17 protein-coding genes are annotated in these 26,636 nt (G+C 59.9%); 14 read left to right on the forward strand and 3 right to left on the reverse strand.

Going from position 1 to position 26,636, the window contains the following annotated elements; all coding sequences use genetic code 11:
• The first annotated feature begins 19 nt into the window (after nucleotides 1-19).
• Nucleotides 20-1,480: a metalloprotease TldD gene (gene tldD, locus ACQ4W6_RS05450; RefSeq protein WP_436566167.1), complete on the forward strand. Its 1,461-nt coding sequence runs from the start codon at nucleotides 20-22 to the stop codon at nucleotides 1,478-1,480.
• A gap of 59 nt (nucleotides 1,481-1,539) precedes the next feature.
• Here tldD and ACQ4W6_RS05455 read toward each other — a convergent pair whose 3' ends face one another.
• Nucleotides 1,540-1,827, reverse strand: a complete 288-nt coding sequence (locus tag ACQ4W6_RS05455) for a hypothetical protein (protein ID WP_436566168.1) — start codon at nucleotides 1,825-1,827, stop codon at nucleotides 1,540-1,542.
• Between the two features lie 202 nt (nucleotides 1,828-2,029).
• Between ACQ4W6_RS05455 and aroG the strand changes: the two genes are divergently transcribed.
• Nucleotides 2,030-3,094 carry a 3-deoxy-7-phosphoheptulonate synthase AroG gene (aroG, locus tag ACQ4W6_RS05460; protein WP_436566313.1) on the forward strand — a complete coding sequence of 355 codons (1,065 nt, stop codon included), beginning with the start codon at nucleotides 2,030-2,032 and terminating at the stop codon, nucleotides 3,092-3,094.
• Nucleotides 3,095-3,179: 85 nt separating this feature from the next.
• On the opposite strand, the gene ACQ4W6_RS05465 is transcribed toward aroG, so the two are convergent.
• Together ACQ4W6_RS05465 and ACQ4W6_RS05470 are read right to left on the reverse strand one after the other, a co-directional pair.
• Nucleotides 3,180-5,729: a TonB-dependent receptor gene (locus ACQ4W6_RS05465; RefSeq protein WP_436566169.1), complete on the reverse strand. Its 2,550-nt coding sequence runs from the start codon at nucleotides 5,727-5,729 to the stop codon at nucleotides 3,180-3,182.
• Nucleotides 5,730-6,190: 461 nt separating this feature from the next.
• A complete protein-coding gene (locus tag ACQ4W6_RS05470) occupies nucleotides 6,191-8,860 on the reverse strand; it encodes a TonB-dependent receptor (protein ID WP_436566170.1) in 2,670 nt (889 codons plus the stop codon).
• A 579-nt stretch (nucleotides 8,861-9,439) separates the two neighbouring features.
• Between ACQ4W6_RS05470 and ACQ4W6_RS05475 the strand changes: the two genes are divergently transcribed.
• The 12 genes from ACQ4W6_RS05475 (at nucleotide 9,440) to rbfA (ending at nucleotide 26,634) form a co-directional block, all read left to right on the forward strand.
• Nucleotides 9,440-11,272, forward strand: coding sequence for an ABC transporter substrate-binding protein (locus ACQ4W6_RS05475; protein WP_436566171.1), 1,833 nt, complete (start codon nucleotides 9,440-9,442; stop codon nucleotides 11,270-11,272).
• A gap of 28 nt (nucleotides 11,273-11,300) precedes the next feature.
• Nucleotides 11,301-12,239, forward strand: a complete 939-nt coding sequence (locus ACQ4W6_RS05480) for an ABC transporter permease (RefSeq protein ID WP_034782513.1) — start codon at nucleotides 11,301-11,303, stop codon at nucleotides 12,237-12,239.
• A 9-nt stretch (nucleotides 12,240-12,248) separates the two neighbouring features.
• The gene (locus ACQ4W6_RS05485) at nucleotides 12,249-13,364 is read left to right on the forward strand and encodes an ABC transporter permease (RefSeq protein ID WP_436566172.1); all 1,116 of its coding nucleotides are present in this window, start codon (nucleotides 12,249-12,251) and stop codon (nucleotides 13,362-13,364) included.
• 9 nt (nucleotides 13,365-13,373) lie between these two features.
• Nucleotides 13,374-15,065 carry an ABC transporter ATP-binding protein gene (locus ACQ4W6_RS05490; RefSeq protein WP_436566173.1) on the forward strand — a complete coding sequence of 564 codons (1,692 nt, stop codon included), beginning with the start codon at nucleotides 13,374-13,376 and terminating at the stop codon, nucleotides 15,063-15,065.
• 27 nt (nucleotides 15,066-15,092) lie between these two features.
• Nucleotides 15,093-16,055, forward strand: a complete 963-nt coding sequence (locus tag ACQ4W6_RS05495; protein WP_436566174.1) for a VTT domain-containing protein — start codon at nucleotides 15,093-15,095, stop codon at nucleotides 16,053-16,055.
• Between the two features lie 348 nt (nucleotides 16,056-16,403).
• The gene (locus tag ACQ4W6_RS05500; RefSeq protein WP_436566175.1) at nucleotides 16,404-17,450 is read left to right on the forward strand and encodes a glucokinase; all 1,047 of its coding nucleotides are present in this window, start codon (nucleotides 16,404-16,406) and stop codon (nucleotides 17,448-17,450) included.
• A gap of 397 nt (nucleotides 17,451-17,847) precedes the next feature.
• Complete coding sequence (scpB, locus tag ACQ4W6_RS05505) at nucleotides 17,848-18,636, forward strand: SMC-Scp complex subunit ScpB (protein ID WP_436566176.1); 789 nt, start codon at nucleotides 17,848-17,850, stop codon at nucleotides 18,634-18,636.
• Nucleotides 18,629-20,767 (forward strand): 23S rRNA pseudouridine(2605) synthase RluB, encoded by a 2,139-nt coding sequence (gene rluB, locus ACQ4W6_RS05510; RefSeq protein ID WP_436566177.1) that lies wholly within the window; start codon nucleotides 18,629-18,631, stop codon nucleotides 20,765-20,767. The genes scpB and rluB overlap by 8 nt, the downstream gene beginning before the upstream one ends.
• Before the next feature lie 342 nt (nucleotides 20,768-21,109).
• Nucleotides 21,110-21,598, forward strand: a complete 489-nt coding sequence (gene rimP, locus ACQ4W6_RS05515) for a ribosome maturation factor RimP (RefSeq protein ID WP_436566178.1) — start codon at nucleotides 21,110-21,112, stop codon at nucleotides 21,596-21,598.
• Nucleotides 21,595-23,160, forward strand: a complete 1,566-nt coding sequence (nusA, locus tag ACQ4W6_RS05520; RefSeq protein ID WP_436566179.1) for a transcription termination factor NusA — start codon at nucleotides 21,595-21,597, stop codon at nucleotides 23,158-23,160. The genes rimP and nusA overlap by 4 nt, the downstream gene beginning before the upstream one ends.
• Before the next feature lie 46 nt (nucleotides 23,161-23,206).
• Nucleotides 23,207-26,071, forward strand: coding sequence for a translation initiation factor IF-2 (gene infB / locus ACQ4W6_RS05525; protein ID WP_436566180.1), 2,865 nt, complete (start codon nucleotides 23,207-23,209; stop codon nucleotides 26,069-26,071).
• A 116-nt stretch (nucleotides 26,072-26,187) separates the two neighbouring features.
• On the forward strand, nucleotides 26,188-26,634 hold the full coding sequence (gene rbfA, locus ACQ4W6_RS05530; RefSeq protein WP_436566181.1) for a 30S ribosome-binding factor RbfA: 447 nt from the start codon (nucleotides 26,188-26,190) through the stop codon (nucleotides 26,632-26,634).
• Nucleotides 26,635-26,636: the final 2 nt, after the last annotated feature.

Here is a 26,636-nt window from a genome sequence, read left to right on the forward strand (position 1 = left end):
GAATTGTGAGAAAAGAGCCATGAATCCATTTGAACCTAATCTCTCCAGTCTGGCCGTGGCGCGCGAGATCCTGCTGACGCCGTTCGGCCTCGACGAAGACAAGCTGTTGAAAGCCCTGGGCACGATGTTTACCCACAAGGTCGATTATGCCGACCTGTATTTCCAGTCGACCAGGAGCGAAGGCTGGAGCCTGGAAGAGGGCATCGTCAAGACGGGCAGTTTTTCCATCGACCAGGGCGTGGGCGTGCGCGCCGTGTCCGGCGACAAGACGGCTTTTTCGTATTCCGACGAGATTTCCGAGCGGGCCCTGCTGGAAGCGGCAGCGGCCACGCGCACCATCGCGCGCGCTGGCGCCGGCAAGATCAAGATCGCGGGCCACACGCAACCGCAGGGGGGACGTTCGCTGTACCTGCCAAACGACCCGCTCGCTTCGCTCGATGCGACGGCCAAGGTGCAGCTGCTTGAACGCGTGGAAAAGATGGCGCGCGCGAAAGATCCCCGCGTGGTGCAGGTGATGGCGGGCCTGGCCGGCGAATACGACGTGGTGCTGGTGCTGCGCAGCGACGGCGTGCTGGCGGCCGATATCCGTCCGCTGGTGCGCGTCTCGCTCACCGTCATCGCCGAGCACAATGGGCGCCGCGAAACGGGTTCGGCCGGCGGCGGCGGGCGTTTCAGCTATGATTATTTCAGCGATGCCGTGCTGGAGCAATACGCCGCAGACGCCGTCAAATCGGCGCTGGTGAACCTGGAGGCGCGCCCCGCGCCGGCCGGCCCCATGACCATCGTGCTGGGGCCGGGCTGGCCCGGCATCTTGCTGCACGAAGCGATTGGCCATGGCCTGGAAGGCGATTTCAACCGCAAGGGTTCGTCCGCGTTTTCCGGGCGCATCGGCGAGCGCGTGGCCGCCAAGGGCGTCACCGTGGTCGATGACGGCACCTTGCAGGGCCGTCGCGGTTCCCTGAATATCGACGACGAGGGCAATCCCACGCAGTGCACGACCCTGATCGAGGACGGCATCTTGAAAGGCTATATCCAGGACACCATGAATGCGCGCCTGATGAAGATGGCCGTGACGGGCAACGCGCGCCGCGAATCGTTCGCCCACCTGCCCATGCCGCGCATGACCAATACGTATATGCTGGGCGGCGACAAAGACCCCGGTGAAATCCTTGCTTCCGTGAAAAATGGCTTGTACGCCGTCAACTTCGGCGGCGGCCAGGTCGACATTACCAACGGCAAGTTCGTCTTCTCGGCCAGCGAAGCGTACATGATAGAAAACGGCAAGCTCAGCTATCCGGTGAAGGGCGCCACCCTGATCGGCAATGGCCCGGACGTGCTTAACCGCGTCTCCATGATCGGCAACGACATGCAGCTCGACTCGGGCGTGGGCGTGTGCGGCAAGGAGGGGCAAAGCGTGCCCGTGGGCGTGGGGCAGCCAACCTTGCGCCTGGATGGCATCACGGTCGGCGGCACGGCCTGATTTTCTGCTGTCACTACTTGCCCCGGCGCACAAAGCCGGGGTAAGTAGCTTGTTTCTCCTCAGAACCTGTATTTCACATCCTCACTCAAAAACTGTCCTGCCGCGCCCGTGTGGCCTGGCTGGGATTCGATCTGGATCAGCAGTGTGTCGCTTGCCATCGCTAAAATGGACTTTGTGTGGCGTGTGCGCCACGACGGGCACAGCGGTGGCGTCTGGCCGATCCGCGTACGCCGTGCGCAACTTTTTATGCTTTTTTGCGCACTTTGCGGTGTAAAACGGCAGCGCCATGCGGCTTTGCCGACAATTATGCTTGCCAACCCTTGCAATTTGGGTTTATAGTCGATCATCACTTACGGAAGACTCGCATGTTCGCTCGCCACTTTTTTACCGCTTATTTTTATTTTAGCAATTCCAACCCAAAGGCGGTGGAGTAGCGGTCGGTTCACGTAGCAGCAAAAACGAGATCCCAGCAAATTCTAAAAAACCGCCACTGATGGCGGTTTTTTTTTACCCAGATGGTTTACCCCTGTTCAAATTTTGGAGAAAATGATGCCCCGCACCGATGATCTGCGTATTCGCGAAATGAAGGAATTGACCCCGCCGTCCCACCTGATCCGCGAATTTGCCTGCTCGGAGCAAGCCGAACAGACCGCTGCCGACGCCCGTATCGCCCTGCACCGCATCCTGCATGGCCAGGATGACCGCCTGATGGTGGTGATCGGGCCTTGCTCGATCCACGACACCAAGGCGGCCATGGAATATGCGCGCCTGCTGGTCAAGGAGCGCGCGCGCTTCGCCGGCGAACTGGAAATCGTCATGCGCGTGTACTTCGAAAAGCCGCGCACCACGGTGGGCTGGAAGGGCTTGATCAATGACCCGTACATGGACAACAGCTTCCGCATCAACGATGGCTTGCGCATGGCGCGCGAACTGTTGCGCGATATCAATGAGATGGGCTTGCCGGCCGGCACTGAGTTCCTCGACGTGATCAGCCCGCAATACATCGCCGACCTGATCAGCTGGGGCGCCATCGGCGCGCGCACCACGGAGTCGCAGGTGCACCGTGAACTGGCCTCGGGACTGTCCTGTCCGGTCGGCTTCAAGAATGGCACGGATGGCAATGTGAAAATCGCCGTGGAAGCCATCAAGGCCGCCTCGCAGCCGCACCATTTCCTGTCCGTCACGAAGGGCGGCCACTCGGCCATCGTCTCGACCAACGGCAACGAGGATTGCCACATCATCTTGCGCGGCGGCAAGACGCCAAACTATGACGCGGCCAGCGTGGACGACGCTTGCAAGGCCATCGCCGCACAGGGCCTGGCGGCGCGGCTGATGATCGACGCCTCGCATGCGAACAGCTCGAAGAAACCGGAAAACCAGATTCCCGTGTGCGCCGACATCGCCGCCCAAGTGGCGGCGGGCGATGGCCGCATCGTTGGCGTGATGGTGGAATCGCACCTGGTGGCAGGGCGCCAGGATTTGATCCCGGGCAAGGAATTGATCTATGGCCAGTCCGTCACGGACGGCTGCATCGACTGGAGCGCCAGCGTGGCCGTGCTGGAAAATCTGGCGGCAGCCGTGAAGCAGCGCCGTTTGCAGGGCGACAAGGAATAAAGTGGCTCGCAGCATGAAAAAAAGCCCGGAAAACTAAGCTTTCCGGGCTTTTTCAGTTGTTAGCTGGTATCAGTTGCGTATCAGCTTAGAACTTGTAGGTAGCACGCACGTAGAATGTACGGCCCAGCGGATCGGCGAAACGCGGATCGTAGCCGGACTGGAAGGTACCGAGCTGGTTACTGAACGGTGGATCTTCATTCAGCAGGTTTTTCACGCCCACGGTCAGTTCCGTGTTCTTGAAGCCCGAGTACGCGCCCGACAGCGACCAGACCGAGTAGGCTTTGACGCTTTGCTCGAATTGCGGGTCGACATAATTCTGGTCGCGGTAGCCGCTCATGTACTTGTTCGACAGCGTGGCGTTCCACTTGGCCAGATTCCATTGCAGGGAGGCATTATGTCTCCAGCGGAATACCGGTGCATTGTCGCCATACACGCCCACGTTTTGCACGAACTCGCCATCGCGTTCGTTCTGGTACTCATACTTCTGGACCCAGGTACCGTCGAAGTTGAACGTGAAGTTGCCGTACTGGCTACTTGGCAATTTCCAGTTCAGGCCCAGGTCGATGCCTGAGGTGTGCATTTCGCCCAGGTTGGCCAGGGTTGCCACCACGTATTCCAGCTTGGTGCCGCCGTTGGAATAGATGAAGTTGTCCTGGTACTTGCCGTAGTTGTCGAACAGGGTCTGTTCGGCGACAGTGCCGATCTTGTCGCGCAGCTTGATCTGGAAGTAATCGAGCGAGACGGTCAGCGATTTCGTCGGCTCGATGACGATACCGGCGCTCAAGGTTTTCGATTTTTCAGGGCCGATATCCGGATTGCCGCCAGAACGGATGTATTGCTGCGCGCCGCAGGCGACGTTGCTGTTAGCGCCAGGAATGGCTGTGCCGCCTGGGCACAGGCGCGGATCGTCATACTTGTTGGCGGTGAAGGTCTTGGTTTGCGGGCCATGCAGGTCATACAGCGTTGGCGCGCGGAAACCCGTGTTGTACGAGCTGCGCAGCAGCACCTGGCTGGTTGGCTGCCAGCGTACGCCGACTTTCGGGTTGAAGCTGCCGCCGACGTCGTTGTAATGGTCATAACGGGCTGCCAGCGACAGTTCCAGGTCTTTCACGACAGGAATGCTCAGTTCCGAGAAGATGGCGCTGATGTTGCGGCTACCCGATTGGTTTTGCGCTTCCGCATAGCCGGAGCTCGACGCTTGTCCCGCCAGGGCGGTGTCGATATTGTATTCCGCCTTTTCGTTGCGGAATTCCGTGCCGACGGCGAAACCGACGGCGCCTGCAGGCAGGTTGAACAGTTCACGGCTGATCTTGGCGTCGACCGCGGTGCTGGTCATCTTGGCGCTCAGGTATTCACCTTTCAGGACGGAGTCGTTCAGGTACGCTTGACCGGCGGCGCTCTGTTCGCCGAACGGGTTCAGCAGGCCGCTGCCGACACCATCGATGATGCGCTGGTCGTTCAGATAGCCGCCCGTGAAGGCGCTGGTGGCCTTGCTGACGGAGTAGCTCAGGCCTACATTGTAGTCCCAGGCGCCCAGGACGCCTTCGGACGCCAGTACCAGGCGGTCCGAGGTGCTGGTATCGAAGCCGGAACGCTGGCCCGATGCCACTGGACGCCAGCTGATGTCCAGATCTTCGCCCGACAGGCCAGGCACGGCAGGCACGCCGGCGCTGCCGCCTGGATAGTAAGGCGAGCTCGACGACATCAGGATGCCGATGTTCGACATTGGCGGCGGCGAGATGCGCGCTTCGTTGGTGCTGCGCGAATGCAGGTATTCGATGGTGGCCAGGTGATCCTGGTTCAGCTTGAAGCTGGCCTTGCCCAGGAAGGACTCTTGCTTGGTCTTCGGAATGGCCTGGATGAACGGCGTGACGTCCATGGCGCAGGTGCTCTTGCCCGAAGTGTTCTTGTATAGGTTCGCGCCCACGCAACCGGCGGCGAACGCCGGGTTGCCGGTCAGGTTATTGCCCGTGTCGTAGAAGTTGGCCGGGAAGGTGGTGCCGCTCAGGTTGTCCACGCCCTTGCTCGGGATGTAGCCGCTTTTCGAGAAGGAGCGGTCGGATGCGTTCAGCGCCGACTGGCGATGCACGTCGACCACGCCGAAGACATTGAAGCCATCTTTGTTCAGGTCGCCATAGCCGCCGGACAGGTTCAGGCGCGACTCGTCGCCGCCGCCCGATTTCTGTGGTTCGTAATGCTCGACGGTCACGGAACCGCCCTTGACCGAACGCTTGGTGATGAAGTTGATCACGCCGCCGATGGCATCGGTACCGTAGATGGCGGAGGCGCCGTCACGCAGCACTTCGACGCGTTCCAGGGCTGAAATCGGGATGATGTTCAGGTCGACAGACGAGCCGTTGAACGGGTGGCTGGCAATACGACGGCCGTTCAGCAAGACCAGGGTTTTGTCGCCGCCGATGCCGCGCAGGTCGGCAACGGATTGGCCGCCCGTACCGGAGCCGACGGATTGCGAGCTGCTTTGCGAGCTTTGATTCATGGAAATGGTGGACAGGACTTCCTGTGCCGTCGTCAAGCCTTGCTTGGCGAAATCGTCAGCCTTGATCGAGGTGATCGGCAATGCTGTTTCCGAAGCCAGGCGTTTGATGCTCGAACCCGTTACTTCCACACGCTGCATGGCACCATCTGTTGTTTCTTGAGCATATGCAGCATGCATGCCGAAGGCCAAACTGCCAGCAAACATGAGGCGCAGCGACCGCGATATTACACTTTCAATCATCATTCGTAATTCCTTGTTTTTGTGATAAAGGTAGCAATTATCTTGATATAAGTTGTTGCTTGCTAACAATTTATTTGTTTATTTTTAATTTTGCCAGTTTAAATTTGGTAAATTTTCCAGCCCGTCATCAAAACATTCACGATTCAGATTGTCAATTTCGAACGGAATTTTTGGACGAAATGCAACAAATTGCTAATATTTTTACATTACTTCAGTAATAAAATATCTCCAGCCCTTGTCAGGCGTACTCAGGCGGGTAAAATAAAACGGCGCACATCATCGCTGATGGCGCCGTCCTTGGCATGGCTGGCACACGCTTGCCAGCGCTGCCTGGTAGATCTCTTTCCCGCAAATCCCCGTTAAAACGTATAGCTGCCGCGCAAATAGTAGGCGCGCCCGATCGGGTCCGTGTAGCGTGGGTCATAGCCTTTCTGGAACAGCGTGCCCTGGTTCGAGAATGGCGGCTCTTTGTCGAGCAGGTTTTTCACGCCGGCCGTCAGCAGCAAGCCGTGCCAGGCATAGCTGCCCGACACGCTCAGCAGGCTGTACGAAGGCACCTCGTGCTTGTACTGCGCATCGACCTGGTTTTGGTCCGTATAGCCTGACTTGAACGATTGCGACACGGTGGCACCCCAGTTGCCCATGCGCCAGTTCAGCGCAGCCGTGTGTTTCCAGCGGAACACGGGGTTGTTATCCGCATAGCGGCCCACGTTGGCAATGAATTCGCCGCCGCGCTCGTTCTGGTAATCATACTTGTGGGTCCACGTGCCATCGACCGACACGCTGAAATCGCCATACGTGCTGCGTCCCAGGCGCGCGTTGAGGCTGACGTCGATACCGTCCGTCTTGACTTCGCCCAGGTTGTCGTTCAGGTCGAGAATGGCGAATGGCGAACCGTCGGGATTGCGCAGGAACAAGTCCTTGTATTTCTCATAATTGCCGTAGATCGATTGCTCGGGCAGCGAGGAAATCTTGTCCTTCAGGTGAATGTTCCAGTAATCGATGGCGAGCGTGATTTCCTTGACGGGTTCGAGCACCATGCCAAAGGCGAAGGTGGTGGATTTCTCCGGTTTCAGCTTCTCATTGCCGCCTTGCAACTTGAACTGCTGCAAGTCGCAATCGCGCAGGGGATTGGCGCCTGGCTGGGGCACGCCACCCGGGCACAGGATCGGGTCGTCATAAGAATCGTTGGTATCGTTCTTCGATGGCGGCGCATTCTTTTCAAATAGCGTCGGTGCGCGGAAACCCGTGCTGGCCGAACCGCGCAGCACCAGCGCGCTGCTGGCCTGGTAGCGCAGGGCCACCTTGGGATTGGTGGTGCTGCCCACATCGCTGTAATGGTCGAAGCGGGCCGCCAGTTGCACTTCCAGGTTCTTGATCAGGGGCAAGTTGACTTCGCCGAAGATGGCTTCGATATCGCGCGAACCGTCCTTCGATAGCGATCCTGACAGGCCGGAACTGCTGGCCTGGCTGGCGATGTCGCGGTTCACATTGAATTGCGCCTTTTCCCGCCGTAACTCGCCACCGAGAGCGATGGCCATCGGGCCGCCCGCCAGTTGCATCAGCTCGCGGCTGCCTTTGATGTCGAAGCCCGTGGTAGTGACCTTGGCGCTCTGCACTTCGCCGCGCAGGGCCGTGCTGTCCAGATAGGCTTTACCGGCCGCATCCTGCAAGCCGAAGGGATTCAGGATACCGTTCAGCACGCCTGCGGCGAACGAGGCATCCTGCACATAGCCCCCCGTGAATTTTTCCGCCGACTTGCTGATCGCATGGCTCAGTCCCGTTTTGTAATCCCAGCCCGCCAGTTCGCCTTCCAGCGCCACCACCAGGCGGTCGGCCTTGCCGTCCGAATCGATCTGCCGCTGGCCCGCTTCGACGGGACGCCAGTTGACGCTCAGCGGTTCACCGGACAAGCCTGGCTGGGCCGGCACGCCGCCCGCGTTGCCCGGATAGTATTTGCTGGTATTGGGCAAGATCAGCCCCGTTTGCGGCGGCGGCGCCGTGCGTGCCTTGACCTTGTTTTCCGAGTGCAAGTATTCCACGCTGGCCAGGTGGCCGCCACCGAGCTTGAAGGCGCCCTTGCCGAAGAAGGCCACTTGCTCCTGTGCCGGCAAGTTGTCGATCTGGCGCGTGTAATCCTGGCGGCAGGTGCCGTTCGCCGCGGCCACTGACAAGGGCGGGTTGCAGCCCGTGGCCGCGTAGGGATTGCCGGCCTGGCCATTGCCGCCATTGGCGGCAGCATCAAAATAATTGCCGGGGAACGTCGTGCCGCTGGTAACGGACAGGCCGCGCTCGGGAACGATGCCCGTCTGCGAGAAAGCGCGGTCTTGCGAGGTCAGCACATTTTGCTTGTGGTAATCGACGACGCCGAAGATATTGTAGCCATCGCTGTCGAGCTTGCCGAAGCCCGTCGACAGGTTGAGGCGGTGCTCGCCGCCGCCCTTGTGTTCGGGGGCTACCACCTCGGCGGTGATGTTGGTGACATTGATCGAGCGCTTGGTGATGAAGTTGATGACGCCGCCGATGGCATCCGTGCCGTAGATGGCCGAGGCGCCATCGCGCAGTACTTCGACACGTTCCAGGGCGGAAATGGGGATGATGTTCAGGTCGACGCTGGCGCCGTCATACGGATGGTTGGCGATGCGCCGGCCATTGAGTAGCACCAATGTCTTGTCGCCGCCCAGGCCGCGCAAGTCGGCGCTGGCCTGGCCGCCCGTGGGCAAGCCGCTGGTGTTGCCGCCGACGGCATTGCCGCTGCCCATGCTGGACGAGTTTGAGGGGATCTTGCTGAGCACTTCCTGCGCCGTGGTCAGGCCCTGCTTGGCGAAATCCTCGGCCTTGAAGATGGACAGGGGGGTGGCTGTTTCGGATACGAGGCGCTTGATGGAGGAACCCGTGACTTCGACACGTTGCATGCCGGGGGTATCGCCGCTGTCTTGCGCCAGTGCCGGCTGGCTGAGAAGGCCGGCGGCAAGCCCGCTGGCGCAGATCAAACGGATGGAGCGTGACAGGCGTATTTCTCTAATCATGTTCAAGACTCCTGATAAAGCGGTTGGCTAAAAGGTCAAGAACGGTCGCACTGGTAAGCGCGTCCGAGAATATTGAAAAATTGTTTATATCTTTTCAATTAAACGAATGTAATGATTGGTGAAACTCTTTGTCAACACTGCTTTGTGCTTTGTGTTTTTAAACAACGGCTCGCGCTCAATCAAGTTGATTTAAAACAAAGCACCTCCGTTTTGTGGTGTATTTCCCCACCGAAACTATTTCTTTTTGCTGCATAGCGCATGCCCCGGCATCGAATGCTGTGCTGCAGCGTAGATACGCTACGCCTATGCTCTTTTTTTATCGATGGAAATAGGGTGTGCTGCGTCGCAGCAAAATAGGGCGTGGCGCATTGCCGCAGCGGCAAGGATGGGATTTCTCTTTGTCCGTGAGGCGGAACTGCGTTATCGTTACGCGTTTTTCAGACAGTCGAAACGGCTGCTAACAAGGCATAGATCTTGCGAGGATGGACTGGTTTTGGTGGTGGAATCCTGTATCCCAGGGGCAAGCCAGTACAAGCGCACCAATACGGTGCGACAGATAATCGAAATGAAGGGTATTACATGAAGTCACCATGGATGCGGCGCGTGGCGCTGCTCGCCTGCCTGGCCACCTTGCCGCTGGCGGCCATTGCCGCGGATGCCACCCCTGCCCCTGCGGCTGCGCCGGTCAAAACCTTGCGCTATATCCTGCCGGCCGCCGAGACGGGCTTCGATCCGGCCACCGCGCGCGACCTGTATTCGAACCACATCACGCAGGCCGTCTTCGATACCCTGTACACCTATGATTACCTGGCACGCCCCGTGAAGGTGGTGCCCGCTTCAGCGGCCGCCATGCCGGAAGTCTCAAGCGACGGCAAGACTTATACCATCCGCCTGAAAAAAGGCATCCTCTTCACGCCGGACGCCGCCTTCGGCGGCAAGCGCCGCGAGCTGACGATGGCCGACTACGTGTATTCATGGAAACGCCTGTTCGACCCGCGCCTGGCATCGCCGCATAGCTGGCTGTTCGAAGGCAAGGTGGTGGGCCTGGACGACTTGGCGAAGGACGCGGCCAAGTCGAACAAGTTTGACTACAACAAGAAGGTGGCGGGCCTGGAAATGCTCGACCCGTACACCTTGCGCGTCACGCTGACCAAGACCGATTTCAATTTCCCCATGATCCTGGCCTATGTGCCGACGGCCGCCGTGGCGCGCGAAGTGGTGGAAAAATACGGCGACGTGAAGGGCGAGGTGGGCTCGAACCCCGTCGGCACCGGCTATTACACGCTGGGTGAATGGACGCGCGGCAACCGCATCGTGCTCAACCGCAACCCGCAGCATTTGCCCGAGACGTGGAATTTCCTGGCTGGCGACGATCCGGACGACCAGCGCATCGTGCGCCAGATGCAGGGCAAGCGCATCCCCGCCATCGACCGCATCGAAATTTCCGTGATGATCGAAGACCAGTCGCGCTGGCTGTCCTTCCAGAGCGGCGGCACGGACGTGTTCTGGCTCGATGGCCCGCTGGCGCCGAAAGCCTTGCTGAACGGCAAGCTGCGCCCGGAGCTGGTGGAGAAGGGCGTGCAACTGTCGCGCCTGCTGGACCCGGAAATCAGCTATTACTATTGGAATATGCAAGATCCCACCCTGGGTGGTTTCAGCAAGGAAAAAATCGCCCTGCGGCGTGCCATTGCCATGGCACACAATATCGATGAAGAAATCCGCATCATCTGGAATGGCCAGGCCAAGCGCCTCGACTATCCGATACCGCCGGGCGTGGTGGGCTACGATCCCCATTACAAGAGCCTGCTGCAATACGATCCCGTGCTGGCGAACAAGTTGCTGGATAAATTTGGCTACAAGAAGGGCGATGATGGCTGGCGCACTTTGCCCGATGGCAAGCCGCTGTTGATCCGCTACGCCTCGCGCAATGAAGCGAACGGCGTGCTGCAGGCGGAAATGTGGCGCAAGACCTACAACTCGCTGGGCATCCGCATGGAAAACGACCGCATGATCTTTTCCGACATCTTAAAAATGGAAAAACAGTGCAAGATGCAGACGCGCACGGCGCCCTGGCTGGCCGACTATCCGGACGGCGACAACTTCATGCAGCTGTTCTACGGTCCGAACACGCACCAGAACAACAACGGCTGCTACCAGGACCCGGAATACGACAAGTGGTATGCGGCCAGCCAGGCCATGCCGGCTGGCCCCGAGCGCAACGTGCTGTACCACCAGATGGCGCGCCGCCTGGAAGTCAATGCGGGCGCCCTGATCGGCTATGCGCGCTACCGCAACATGCTGGCGCAAAAGACGGTGCAAGGCTACAAGAAGCACCCGATCCTGTTCCAGGAATGGGCCTACATGGATATCGACAGCGACGGTACGCCCGTGGCCAAGCCCGTCACCAAATAAGCGCAGCTTATAACAACAAGGAATTATTATGTTTGCTTATATCCTGCGCCGTTTGTGGCAGATGCTGCCGACCATGCTGGGCGTGGTCTTGCTGGTCTTCATCCTGTTCAACTGGGTGGGCGGCGACCCCGCCTACATCTTGGCCGGCAAGATGTCGAGTGCGGAAAGCATTGCCAACATCCGCCGCCAGCTGGGCGTCGACCAGCCGTATTACGTGCAGCTGTGGATCTTTATCAAGCAGATCGTCACCTTTGACTTCGGCCAAAGCTGGGCCACGGGCGAATCCGTGTCGCACATCATCACGTCGCGCCTTGGGCCGTCCATGATGGTGCTGATCCCGCTGACAGTGCTGGAAACCTTCTTTGGCGTGGCGCTGGCGCTGGCCATCGCCTTCGTGCGCGGCTCGCTGACGGACCGCGCCGTCATGATCGCCTGCACGGTGGGCATGTCGATCAGTATTCTGGTCTACATCATCGTCTTCCAGTACGGCTTCGCCTACAAGCTGGGCCTGTTCCCCGTGCAGGGCTGGGGCGACAGTTTCTGGGAAAACCTGCTGCGCTACTCGACCCTGCCGATCCTGATCGGCCTGGCCGTCTCCATTGCACCCACCCTGCGCCTGTTCCGCACCTTCGTGCTCGACGAGGCGAACCAGGATTACGTGCGCACGGCGCGCGCCAAGGGCTTGAAGGAAGGGCGCATCATGTGGGTCCACGTGCTGCGCAATGCCGGCATTCCCATCATTACGTATGTGATGTCGAACTTGCCGGCACTGCTGATCGGCGCCTTCCTGCTGGAACGCTTCTTCGGTATCCCCGGCATCGGGCGTGAAGTGATCCTGGCCGTCGAGCGCAGCGACTTTCCGGTGATCAAGGCGATCACCGTGTATGTTGCCGCCGCCACCATGCTCTTCAACCTGCTCACCGACCTGCTGTACCAGGCGGTCGACCCTCGCGTACAACTGAAGTAGAAAGTGACGATGTTGAAACCTCATACTTCGCCCGGCCTGTGGGCCCTGGCGTGGCGCCGTTTGCGCGGCGACAAGATTGCAATGCTATCGCTGGCCGTGGTCGGCGCGTTTTTCCTGCTGGTGCTGGCGTCCGCCAGCGGCTTAGTTGGAGCGAACTGGGAAGATGAAGTGGCCGTCAGCTATGCGCCGCCCACCTTTGCCGGCGCCGATACGGACGCCGTGGGCGATGGCGCGATGCATGCCGGCGTGCCCGATGAACGCAGCACGCCCACTCCCGTCAACGTACTCGACCCGCTGGCCGACGATATCGCCGAATTGCGCGCGCAGATGGGCAGCAACCCGGCCGCCGGCGTCGACATGTACGGCGTGTCCGACCCGCTGGCCGACGACTTGACGGCCTTGCGCGCCGGCATGGGCAAGACGAAAAAATTGATCGCGCACAAGGCGGCGACCTTGCCGTTCGGCGCCGACAAGTGGGGCCACGATATCGTCCAGAAAACCATCAAGGGCGGTGAAACGTCGATCGTGGTGGGCCTGGTGGCCGCCTTGCTGGCCGTGGTGCTGGGCACGCTCTTTGGCGCCGTGTCCGGCTACTTTGGCGGCGCCGTCGATGACTTCTTCAACTGGTTCTACAGCATCTTCACGTCGATTCCGTCGATTTTGATGATTTTGACGGTGGCCGCCGTGCTGCAGCAAAAGGGCGTGCTGACCATCGTGCTGATCCTAGGGCTTACGGGCTGGACCGGGCCGTACCGCCTGATCCGCGCCGAATACATCAAGCACAAGGCGCGCGAATACGTGATGGCGGCCGATGCCATTGGCGCCTCGCACTGGCGCAAGATGTTTTCGCACATCTTTCCCAACGTCAGTCATGTTGCTTTGGTGCAAATGTCGATCCTGGTGGTGGGCTTCATCAAGGCCGAAGTGATCTTGAGTTTCCTCGGCTTTGGTGTGCCGGTGGGTACCGTCTCGTGGGGCAGCATGCTCAACGAGGCACAAAATGAACTGATCCTGGGCAAATGGTGGCAGTTGACGGCCGCCGCCACGGCGATGGCCGTGCTGGTGACGGCGTTCTCGCTGTTTACCGATGCCTTGCGCGATGCGCTCGACCCCAAAGTGAAATAGGAGTTGCTCATGGACCAGAATAACCTGTTGGAAGTGCGCGACCTGCGCGTCACCTTCCGCCTGGACAAGAAGACCACGTTCGAGGCCGTCAAGGGCATCTCGTTCAACGTGCCGCGCAACAGCACCGTCGCCCTGGTGGGCGAATCGGGCAGCGGCAAGTCCGTCAGTTCGCTGGCAGTGATGGGCTTGTTGCCGCCAGACAATACTATCATCGACCAGCAATCGCGTATCTACTTTGGCGGGCGCGACTTGCTGCAACTGTCGATTGCCGAGCGGCGCACCATGTGCGGCAAGGATATCTCGATGATCTTCCAGGAGCCGATGTCGTCGCTGAACCCCGTCTTCACGGTAGGCTTCCAGATCGCCGAAGTGTTGCGTCAGCACATGGGCATGAACCGCAAGCAGGCGCGGGCGCGGACCCTGGAATTGCTCGACGAAGTGGGTATTCCCGACCCCGCCAGCAAGATCGACGCCTACCCGAGCCAGATGTCGGGCGGCCAGCAGCAACGCGTGATGATCGCCATGGCGATTGCCTGCGAGCCAAAACTGTTGATTGCCGACGAACCGACGACGGCGCTGGACGTGACGATCCAGAAGCAGATCATGGACCTGATCGCGGCCTTGCAAAAGAAACACCAGATGTCCGTGCTCTTCATTACCCACGACCTGGGCCTGGTGGGCGAGATTGCCGACCAGGTGATCGTCATGCGTAACGGCGAAGTGCGTGAGACGGGCGAGGTGCGGCAAGTGTTCGAAGCGCCGCAGGACAGCTACACCAAAGCGCTGCTGCATTGCAGGCCTTCGCTGGACGAGCGCCCGTGGCGCTTGCCCGTGATCGCCGATTATATGGATGGCAAGGCTGGCCCCGGCGTGGAAATCAAGCAGCGCACGCGCGGTTACATTGCGGGCGACGAGCCGGTGCTGGTGGTGAAGAATCTCAGTAAAAGCTTTTATACGCGGGTAGGGCTGTTCGGCAAGCGCGAATTCCAGGCCGTCAAGGATGTGTCGTTCACTTTGCCGCGCGGAAAAACGCTGGGCGTGGTGGGCGAATCCGGTTCCGGCAAGACGACGGTGGGCTTGACCCTGCTGCGTTTGCACCAGGCAACGGGCGGCACGGCGATGTTCCACGGCAAGGATTTGATTGCCATGCCGAACAAGGAATACTTGCCGTATAAACGCCGCATCCAGATCATCTTCCAGAATCCGTATGCCTCGCTGAACCCGCGGTTTACGGTCGGGCAGATTCTGTTAGAGCCGATGCGCATCCACAACATCGGCGCCAATGACAAGGAACGCATCGCCAAGGCCTACTGGCTGCTCGACAAGGTGGGCTTGCCGGAACAGGCCTTCCACCGCTATCCGCACGAATTCTCGGGCGGCCAGCGCCAGCGCATCGCCATTGCCCGCTGCCTGACCATGCAGCCGGAAATTTTAGTCTGCGACGAATCCGTGTCGGCGCTGGATGTGTCGGTGCAGGCGCAAGTATTAAATCTGCTGCAAGACTTGCAGGATGAATTTGGATTGTCGTACATCTTTATCTCGCACGATTTGTCGGTGGTCAAATACATCGCCGACCAGGTGATGGTGATGCACAAGGGGCAAGTGGTGGAGCTGGCCGATTCGGACGAGCTGTACCGCAATCCCGTGCATCCGTACACGCGCACCCTGCTCAGTGCTATCCCGAAAGGCATACAAATATAAGGGGATTTTTACGGTAAGATAGCGGCCATGCCCAACCTCATTTACCTGCTCGAACATTATGGTGTCCTGATCGTCTTTGGCATCGTGCTGGTGGAGCAGCTTGGCCTGCCGATTCCCGCCTTCCCCATCCTGGTGGTGGCTGGCGCGCTGGCCGTCGATGGCGACATGAATGGGGCGCTGGTGCTGGCCGCCGCGCTGGGCGCCTGCCTGATCAGCGACTTCACGTGGTTCCGCGCGGGCCGCCACTTTGGCAAGCGCATCTTGCGCTTGCTGTGCCGCATCTCGCTGTCGCCCGATTACTGCGTCAGCCAGACGGAAGACAAGTTCAAGCGCTGGGGCCCGAAAGCGCTGATCGTCTCCAAATTCGTGCCGGGATTCAATACCGTGGCCGCACCCATGTCGGGCGCCCTGGGTACGCCGCCTGGGCTGTTCTTCCTGTATGCGGGCCTGGGCGCCTTGCTGTGGAGTGGCACGGGCATTCTTGTGGGCGTGATATTCCATGCCAGCGTGCAACAAGTGCTCGATTTGCTCAGCGCCATGGGCGGCACCGCCTTGCTGATGCTGGCCACCTTGCTGGGCCTGTTCCTGCTGTATAAATTCCTTGAGCGCCGACGCTTCCGCCAGGCCCTGCAGATCGAGCGCATCGGCATCGATGCATTACTCGAACTGATAGAGCAGGGCGAAGAGCCGTTGATGGTCGACGCGCGCAGCACCACGGCGCAGACGTTGGAGCCGGCCGTGCCCGGCGCCCTGTTCTTCAACGGCAAGGAGCCGGTGCCGGCCATGATTGCCATGGACAAGGACCGCCACATCATCGTGTATTGCAGCTGTCCCAATGACGTAACGGCCGCGCAAGTGGCCGTGCTGCTGCAGCAGCACGGCTTCCACCGCGCCAAGCCCCTGCATGGCGGCCTGGACGCATGGAACGCCGCTTACCGCTCCGACCAGCCGGCGCCTGCCAGCCTGCTCGGTGCAGGCTTGCCGTCCTGATTTCAGCCTTCCATGGGCGTTTGCGGCGGGCAAGAGTAGGTAGTAATAATACGAAAACACGCGTGATCGGCCGCCAGGGCAGGGCGGATTCCTTGCATCTTTCCCGTACACAGCTGCTTTGCGCAAACTTCGGCATACTCTCCTGTACGTGTTGTTCCTGCTGCTACGCAACATGCTTATATGGCGCTTGAAGAGTGTGAGTGCTCACTATAAAGCATTGTTTTTAGGCAATTTTTGCATTGCCTGTCGTATTTGGAGTGGAACTACCAATAAAGGCTTGTTTTGATGTACTTAAACTACAAACTTTGCTTGCCTCAGGGCGCATTCATCCTTTAAGCTTGGCGTCCCATGCGTCCCACTTCATCATTTAAAATCATGAGCGCTTCGTCTTCACCCGTACTGCCGACTTCTGCCTTCGCCGATGGGCCGCGCCTGCTGGCCGACGTGGGCGGCACCAATGCCCGTTTCGCCCTGGAAGTGGCCGCTGGCCACATCACCCTGGTGGAAGTGCTGCCCTGTGCCGACTACCCGAGCCTGTCAAGCGCGCTGCAAGCCTACCTGGCCCTGCCTCACGTGGCCGCGGCCGGCGGGCAGGCCGTGCGCCATGCCATGATCGCCATCGCCAACCCGGTGGATGGCGACTTCCTCAGCATGACAAACCACCACTGGTCATTCTCGATCAGCGCCATGCGCGCAGAGTGCGGTTTCACGACCCTGGACGTGGTCAATGACTTCACGGCTTTGGCGCGGGCCCTGCCGCTGCTGTCCGGCGAGCAAAAGCACCAGATCGGCGCTGGCACGGCGCGTCCCAACACGGCTATCGGCCTCATCGGCGCCGGCACGGGCCTGGGCGTATCGGGCCTGATTCCCTCGCACGGCGGCTGGATCGCCCTGCAAAGCGAAGGCGGCCACGTCAGCTTTGCGCCGTTCAATGAGACAGAAGTGAGCATCTTGCAGTTTGCCTGGCGCGAGTATGAGCACGTCTCGGCCGAGCGCCTGATTTCCGGCGACGGCCTGGAATTGATCTACCGCGCCCTGGCCGACCGCACCAAAGTGCCAGCCGAAGACTTGCCGGCGGCGGAAATCACGCGCCGCGCGCTGGCGGGCGAATCGGCCCTGTGCGACGAAGTCATCGAAGCATTTTGCTGCATGCTGGGCACGGTGGCGGGCAACGTCGCCGTCACGCTGGGCGCGCTGGGCGGTATTTATATAGGCGGCGGCATCGTGCCGCGTTTGGGCCAGCGCTTCGACCGCTCGGGCTTTCGCGCCCGCTTCGAGCGCAAGGGCCGGTTTGCCAATTATGTGTCGCAAGTGCCAACCTTCGTGATCACGGCGCAATATCCTGCCTTCCTGGGTGCCTCGGCAATTCTGTCGGAGAAACTCGCCTCCCTGTGACGCGAAAGTAGTCAGATGAGTCACGCCGGAGCCGGGTAAAACGCGTGTTTTGCCCGGTTTTGCGCTTTTCCGCTTTTTATCAGGTACAATTGGCAGCGTTGGATGAAACGACGACTGTTGCTCACTTGCCTGGCTGGCTTGCCGCCACAAGAGAAGCAGCTGCTCCGGATATCGTTTCATTGCTGGTTATTTAAGGCCAGCACCATGGATCGCAGGATTTTCACTGCATCCGCAAGTCCCGCTTTGCGCGCATCGGCCAAGGCGTCGGAAAAACAGCCTCAACTAGTAACCCAGCACGGCGTCATCATCGATGTCTGCCACCTGTTACGTTGAAATGAACGTTTTTTGATTTCTTTCTCTGCATACGAATTGCAACACACATCCGCACAGAATTGCTATGAATACAATTGAGGCTAAAAAAGTCCTCGAAACCGCGTTGCTGTGCGCTCGTGAATCGCTGTCGATCCACAGCCTGAAAAAGCTGTTCGTCGATGCAGACGAGAACGGCCGCGTGCGCGGCGTCGGCGTTGGTGCCGACACGATCAAGCAGTTGCTGGAAGAGTTGCGGCAGGAGTGGGAAGGGCGCGGCATCGAGATCGTCAGTCTGGCCTCGGGCTGGCGCTTTCAAAGCCGCCCGGAAATGAAGATGTATCTGGATCGCATGACGCCCGAGCGGCCGCCCAAGTATTCGCGGGCAACGCTGGAGACCCTGGCCATCATCGCTTACCGCCAGCCGGTGACGCGCGGTGATATCGAGGAGATTCGCGGCGTTGCCGTCAATTCGCAGACGATCAAGATGCTGGAAGACCGTGGCTGGGTCGATGCGATCGGCTACCGCGACGTGGTGGGACGGCCGGCCTTGCTGGCCACCACCAGGCAGTTTTTGGATGACCTGGGTTTGCATTCGCTGTCCCAGCTGCCGCCTTTGCAGCAAATCAGTGAAATGCCGGGCAATGGTCTCGAAGCCCTGGAGGCTGCCCTGCAAGAAAATTTTGATAAAGCAACGAACGAAGTTGTCCACCAGCTTGGTGCAGGTAGCAATACGGCTGTGACAGATGTGACAGCAAGCCTTGATGCCGGCCCCGATGCTTCGCCCACGGACGAAGCCTACACTCACGACCCTGCGCCAGAACTAACGGTTGACGCTGCGCCAGGTCAGCACAGCCAAGAAACGAAGAATGAATAATCCGAACACACCCGAGACAGTTACCGCCAGCGACGAAGTCATCGTTGCCAAGCCCAAGCGCCGCACCAAGGCTCAGATCGAAGCCGCTGCCGCTGCTGCATCGGCTCCTGCCGCTGCTGGCGACGCCGGCGCTGCCAAGCCGAAGCGCCGCACGAAAGCCGACGTGGCTGCCGATGCAGTCGCTGATGTTGCCGTTGCCGCCGCCACCGATACTGCGCCTGCCGTCAAGAAAACCCGCGCCAAGCCAGCCCTGAAGGCAGTGGCCGAAGCCGCTGAAGCGGCTGCCGAGGCGGTTGCCGAAGTTGCCAGCGCACCTGCGGCGCGTCCGCCGCGTGCCCGCGCCGCCGCCAAGGCCGCTGCCGCCGAGGCGGAAGCTGCTCCTGAAGCGGCTGCCGAGAAGCCAGCTGAAGCGCGTCCGACCCGCGGTCCGCGCCAGATGCGCGGCGTGCAAGCCGAACGCGCCCTGCGCCAGCCGCCGCGTGCCGAAGCACCGCAGGCGGCCGCTGCCGCACCTGCTGCGCCTGTTGCAGATGTTGCAACAGCTGCAGCGCCAGCCGCAGAGCCAGTCGCCGACGTGTTCGATGCCGAAGGCAACCTCGTTTCCGGCCCGCGCCTGCCGCGCGGTCCGCGCAACGACGTGGCCGGTGCCGGCAAGAATGCCGGCAAGAGCCGCAAAAAAGGCAAGGGCCGCCAGGCTGCACCGGGCAAGCTCAGCGATGCTGACAGCGTCTTCTCGTTTGTTACTTCCGACGCTTTCGACAGCGAAGAAGGCGGCACGGGCCGCGTGCAAAAAGTGGCCGTGCGCCGCGACCTGACGTCCGACGACGATGCGCCGAAGCTGCACAAGGTGCTGGCTGAAGCCGGTCTCGGTTCGCGCCGCGACATGGAAGACTTGATCATGTCGGGCCGCGTGTCCGTGAATGGCGAGCCGGCGCATATCGGCCAGCGCATCTTGCCAGCCGACCATGTCCGCATCAACGGCAAGCTGATCCAGCGCCGCGTCAGCAAGAAGCCGCCGCGCGTGCTGGTGTATCACAAGCCGGCCGGCGAAATCGTCAGCCATAATGACCCGGATGGCCGTCCATCTGTATTTGACCGCCTGCCGACCATGAAGGCCGGCAAGTGGCTGGCCGTTGGCCGCCTCGATTTCAATACCGAAGGCTTGCTGCTGTTTACCACCTCCGGTGACCTGGCCAACCGCCTGATGCATCCACGCTACGGCATCGACCGCGAGTACGCCGTGCGTACCCTGGGCGAGCTGGAAGAGGGCATGCGCCAGAAACTGCTGGCCGGCGTCGAGCTCGAAGATGGCCTGGCGCAATTTTCCAAGATCGCCGATGGCGGCGGCGAAGGCATCAACAAGTGGTACCGCGTGGTGATCGGCGAAGGCCGCAACCGCGAAGTGCGCCGCATGTTCGAAGCCATCGGCCTGACCGTGTCGCGCCTGATCCGTACCCGCTACGGCGCCATGACACTGCCGAGTGGCCTGAAGCGCGGCCGCTGGGAAGAAATGGATGAAAACACCGTGCGCGACTTGCTGACCGCCTACGGCATCGAAAAGAAAATGCCCGCTTCGGGCGATCCCCGTGCCGCCGGTGCCGCCAAGGGCCGCGAAGCACGCAAGGCCAGCCGCGATGACGAGCCGAATGGCAACCGCATCGATGTGAGCAACCGCAACGCCGATCCTTTCCCGGCCGCGCCGCGCCGTGGCCAGCCGCAAGGCCAGTTTGCCCGTCCGCAAGGCCAGGGCCGCCCAGGCGGCACCGGTCGTCCTGGCGAAGCACGTGGCCCGGGCCGTGGCCAGCCACAAGGTCCGTTCCAGGGCGGCCAACCGCGTTCGTCGGCATCGTTTGAAGGCCAGGGTCAAGGCCAGGGTCAAGGCCGCACGCCGCGCATGCCGGCTCAAGGCCAGGGCCAGGGACGTCCAGCCGGTGGTGAAGGCCGCGCTGCACCGCGCGCTCCGCGCCAGCCTGATCCGCTGCAAACGACATTCGGCTTCGCCAACACGGGTCCGCGCCGCAATGCGGGCGGTGCCGGTGGTCAGGCGCGCTCGGGTGGTCAGCCGCGTGGCGGCATGGATCGTGGCGGCATGGATCAGGGTATGCCGCGCCGTCGCAGCAATAAGGGTTAACAGGCATATTCTTCTCGCGCCCCGGATTATTCTGCCCCGGGTGCGCGCTCTTGTAACTGTTGTAAGCCGGGCTGCTCCTTGCGTGCGGCATTGCGGCGAAGTTAATAAGAGGTTATAATCTGCAGCCTAATAAAAGTTCTCCGCAGGGTTGTTCGGTGGGGAGTGCTTTCATCTGGTTGGGGAAACACAAGAAGATGGGCAGATGCCCATTTTTTTTTTGTTGAACCGTTTGTAATGGCTCCGCAAGGGGCCATATATGACTTGAATGCGTGTTTTTGCATCTCGTCGGCACTCAGTGCAGTGCCGCGATGCCAAAAACGGGCCTTATTTCTGGAGAATTTCTTGCAGCAGTTGGGATTAATTGAAAAGACAGTCACAGGTCTGGGCTATGAGCTCGTTGATGTCGAACGTGCCGAGCGCGGAATGCTGCGCGTCTTTATTGATTTCAGCGCCGCCGATGCCGCTGAAAAAGGTCCGATCACGGTCGAAGACTGTGCCACGGTCAGTCACCAGTTATCGCATGTGTTGACGGTAGAGAACGTTCCTTATGAACGTCTCGAGATTTCTTCCCCGGGTCTGGATCGTCCGGTGCGCAAGCTGGAAGACTTTGTCCGTTTCGCAGGCCATGAAATCATCGTCAAGCTGCACGTGGCGATGCCGGGTACGAACAACCGGAAATCGTTCCAGGGGCTGTTGCAAGAACCCGTGGGCGATAATTTGTCGTTGGAATTTGAAGGTAAGGATGGTCCGGCGATGTTGGAATTTACGCTCGCCGACGTGGATAAGGCACGCTTGGTGCCGCAGGTGGTTTTTAAGGGACGCAAAGCATGAGCCGCGAAGTTTTATTATTGGTTGACGCGCTGGCGCGCGAAAAAAACGTCGATAAAGATGTCGTCTTCGGCGCCCTCGAATTCGCGTTGGCGCAAGCCACGAAGAAACGGTATGAGGGTGAGGTAGACATCCGCGTTTCGATCGACCGCGAAACGGGCGAATTCGAATCGTTCCGCCGCTGGCACGTTGTGCCCGATGAAGCTGGCCTGCAATTGCCGGATCAGGAAATCTTGCATTTCGAAGCTAAAGAGCAGATTTCCGATATCGAAATCGATGACCACATCGAAGAGCCGATCGAATCCGTCGAATTCGGCCGCCGCTTCGCCCAGGATACCAAACAGGTTGTCCTGCAGCGCGTGCGTGACGCCGAGCGCGAACAGATTCTGGTCGACTTCCTGGAACGCGGCGATTCGCTCGTCACCGGCACCATCAAGCGCATGGAACGCGGCGACGCCATCGTCGAATCGGGCAAGATCGAAGCACGTCTGCCACGCGATCAGATGATCCCGAAAGAAAATCTGCGTATCGGCGACCGTGTGCGTGCCTTTATCTTGCGCATCGACCGCAATATGCGCGGCCCGCAAGTGATCCTGTCGCGCACCGCTCCAGACTTCATCATGAAGCTGTTTGAGCTGGAAGTGCCGGAAATTGAACAAGGCATGCTGGAAATCAAATCCGCAGCCCGCGATGCCGGCGTGCGCGCTAAGATCGCCGTCTACACGGCCGACAAGCGCATCGACCCGATCGGTACTTGCGTCGGCATGCGCGGTTCGCGCGTGCAGGCTGTCACCGGCGAGCTCGGCGGCGAACGTGTCGATATCGTGCTGTGGTCGGAAGATCCGGCGCAGTTCGTCATCGGCGCCCTGGCACCAGCGAACGTCTCGTCGATCATGGTTGACGAAGAGAAGCACGCAATGGATGTCGTGGTCGATGAAGAAAACCTGGCAATCGCGATTGGCCGCTCCGGTCAGAACGTGCGCCTGGCGTCGGAATTGACCGGCTGGAAGATCAACATCATGACGGCCGAAGAATCGGCTGACAAAGCTGTCCAGGAAACGGCTGCCGTGCGCATCCTGTTCATGGAAAAGCTCGATGTCGACCAGGAAGTGGCCGATATTCTGGTAGAAGAAGGTTTCGCCAGTCTGGAAGAAATCGCTTACGTGCCAATTTCCGAAATGCTGGAAATCGAATCGTTTGATGAAGATACCGTCAATGAACTCCGTACCCGTGCGCGTGATGCGCTCGTGACCGAAGCGATCGCTTCGGAAGAGGGTCTGGAAGGCATGGACGAGGCGTTGGTAGGTCTGGAAGGCATGGACCGCGTCACCGCCGGCAAGCTGGGTCTGGCTGGTATCAAGACCGTTGAAGCATTTGCAGCACTGGCATACGACGAATTTGGCGCAATCCTGGCCTTGTCTGCGGACCGTGCGCGTGAACTGATTACAAGTGAATTTAAAGATGTGACCGACGATGAGATGAAGTTGGTTGACTCGAAATACGACGATCGTGCCAAGGCGTTGCAAGCCAAGGCATGGAGTCTGGCCGAATCCGCAAAGGCTTAATTTGAGTATCTTTATCATCTCCGCGACACATAGAAAAGAGGACTGAATGGCGAGTAACAACGTAGCCCAATTTGCCACCGAACTGAAGATGCCTGCAGATTTGCTGCTGACGCAGCTGCGTTCTGCCGGCGTCGAAAAAAGTTCGACGTCAGATCCATTGTCGAAAGATGATAAGGACAAGCTTTTGGATCATCTGCGCCGCACACACGGCGCAGCGGCTGACACAGAAAAGAAGAAAATCACCGTGACCCGCAAGGAAACGACTGAAATCAAGCAAGCTGACGCAACCGGCAAATCGCGCACCATCCAAGTGGAAGTGCGCAAGAAACGCACCTTCGTCCAGCGTGACGAAGTTGCGCCTGTCGCAGCAGAACCGGTCGCGCCTGCCGCGCCGGTGATCGATCCCGCCGACGTGGCGCGGCGTGAAGAAGAAGCCCGTAAACAGGCTGAACTGATCGCCCGCCAGGAAGCCGATCTGCGCGAAAAGCAAGAACGTCTGGCCAAGCTCGACGCGGAAAAAGAAGCCCAGGCGAAAGCCACGCAACAGGCTGAACTGACCGCCAAGAAAGAAGCCGAAGCAGAAGCCAAGAAAGCCGCCGTCAAGGCCGCCACCGTGGTTGCTGCCGCTGCTGCCGGCACGCCGGCTGTCGCTGACGACGCCGCTGCGGAAGCGAAAAAAGCTGCTGCCGCTGAAGAAGCGAAGAAAAAAGCCGCCGCCGCTGCTGTTGCCGCCAAGGAAGCCGCGGAAAAAGCGGAAGCCACCGACCGTGCACGCAAGGCTGTTGCCGACGAAGTTGCCCAGATCAAGGCCATGATGAACGCGCCACGCCGCGCCATCAAAGCTCCTGAGCCTGTGCCTGTTCCGGTCAAGCCGAAGGCTCCGGAAGGCACCTTGCACAAGCCTGCTGACAAGAAACCTGGCGACAAGCCGGGCGACAAGAAGCCTGCTGTTGCAGACAAGAAATCGATCAAGTCGGCCAATGTGTCGTCCACCTGGTCCGATGACGCGAAAAAACGCGGCACCACCGGTGGTCCGAAGCCACGCGGCAATAGCGGCCCAGGCGGCCGTGACAGCTGGCGCGGTGGCGCGAAGGGCCGTCGCCCGACGCACCATGACGACCGTGAATCGAATTTCCAGGCGCCTACGGAAGCTGTCGTCAAAGACGTGCACGTACCGGAAACGATCACTGTTGCCGAATTGGCACACAAAATGTCCGTCAAGGCTTCCGAAGTCATCAAGCATTTGATGAAATTGGGCCAGATGTGCACGATCAACCAGGTGCTGGACCAGGAAACCGCCATGATTTTGGTGGAAGAAATGGGCCACAAGGCGTTTGCCGCCGAACTGGACGATCCGGAAGCGCTGCTGGCCGATGTGGGCGAACACGCGCACTTCGAAAGCAAGCCACGCGCACCGGTGGTCACCGTCATGGGTCACGTCGACCATGGTAAGACCTCGTTGCTCGATTACATTCGTCGCGCCAAAGTGGCGTCCGGCGAAGCGGGCGGGATTACGCAGCACATTGGCGCTTATCACGTTGATACGCCACGCGGCATGATCACCTTCCTTGACACCCCAGGCCACGAAGCGTTTACCGCGATGCGTGCCCGTGGCGCCAAGGCAACCGACATCGTTATTCTGGTGGTTGCCGCCGACGATGGCGTGATGCCGCAAACGAAAGAAGCGATTGCCCATGCGAAAGCAGCTGGCGTACCGCTGGTGGTGGCGATCAACAAGGTCGACAAACCGGGCGGCAACGTTGACCGCGTGACGCAGGAACTGGTCGCTGAACAAGTCTTGCCGGAAGAGTACGGTGGCGAATCGCCATTCGTGCCGGTCTCGGCGAAAACGGGTCAGGGCATCGACGAGCTGCTGGAACAAGTGCTGTTGCAAGCTGAAGTGCTGGAACTGACAGCACCGGTCGATGCACCTGCACGCGGCCTGGTAGTCGAGGCGCGTCTGGACAAGGGCCGCGGTCCTGTCGCGACGATCCTGGTGCAGTCCGGTACCCTGAAGCGCGGCGACGTGATTCTGGCTGGCTCCTCGTATGGCCGCGTGCGCGCCATGCTGGACGAAAACGGCAAGTCGATTACCGAAGCTGGTCCATCGATCCCGGTCGAAATCCAGGGTCTGACGGAAGTGCCGGTTGCCGGTGAAGAAGTCGTCGTCATGGCTGACGAGCGCAAGGCGCGTGAAATTGGTCTGTTCCGTCAAGGTAAGTTCCGCGACGTGAAACTGGCCAAGCAGCAAGCCGCGAAGCTGGAAAACATGTTCGACCAGATGGCCGAAGGCGAAGTGAAAAACTTGCCTGTCATCATCAAAACGGACGTGCAGGGTTCGCAGGAAGCCTTGGTTGGCTCGTTGCAGAAACTGTCGACCTCCGAAGTGCGCGTACAAGTTGTCCACGCGGCCGTCGGTGGTATCACGGAATCGGACGTCAATCTGGCAGTTGCTTCGAAAGCGGTCATCATCGGCTTCAACACCCGTGCCGATGCGCAAGCGCGCAAGCTGGCCGAGTCGAATGGCGTGGATATTCGTTACTACAACATCATCTACGATGCGATCGACGAGATCAAAGCGGCGTTGTCGGGCATGTTGCCGCCAGAGAAACGCGAAACTGTCATCGGCCAGGTCGAGATCCGCCAGGTTATCCTGGTCTCGAAAGTGGGCGCGATTGCCGGTTGCCTGGTCACCGATGGCGTGGTCAAGCGTGCTTCTTCGGTCCGCCTGTTGCGCAACAACATCGTGGTGTGGAGCGGCGAGATCGACTCCCTGAAACGCTTCAAGGACGATGCGAAAGAAGTTCGCGCCGGTCTGGAGTGCGGCCTGTCGCTGAAGAACTACAACGACATTCAGGTTGGCGACACGCTGGAAGTGTTCGAAGTCCAGGAAATCGCTCGTTCCCTGTAATCTCAGCAAGAACAATGGCGCGGACATAGTTGTCCGCGCAAACACGTGGGGCGCATTGGTCAACGGGCAACCGTTTGACCCATGCGCCCTGCGGCACTTAGGACAGCACAACTATCATGGCTAAACATAGCAAAACCATGCCAGCGCGCGGCTTGCGCGTGGCCGACCAGATCCAGCGCGATCTGGCTGAAATCGTCACCTACGAATTGAAAGATCCGCGCGTGGGCACGATGATCACCATTACCGAAGTGCAGATCACGCCCGATTACGCACACGCCAAGGTGTTTTTCACGATGTTGAAAGACAGCAAGGAAGCCATCAAGAACACCACCGAAGGCTTGTCGGCCGCGGCCGGCTTCATCCGTGGCTTGCTGGGCAAGCGCCTGCACATCCACACCTTGCCGATGTTGCATTTCGTGCATGATAGCTCGACCTCGCGCGGCATGGAAATGTCGCTGCTGATCGACAAGGCCAACGCCACGCGCGCGGCCGATGCCGAGCCGGACGTCAAGCCGAACGGCGTGCCGAACGGCGAGCCGGAAGACAAAGCGGACGAGCAATAAGC

Source organism: Janthinobacterium woesei (genome assembly GCF_051380875.1).
Taxonomy (GTDB): Bacteria; Pseudomonadota; Gammaproteobacteria; order Burkholderiales; family Burkholderiaceae_D; genus Janthinobacterium.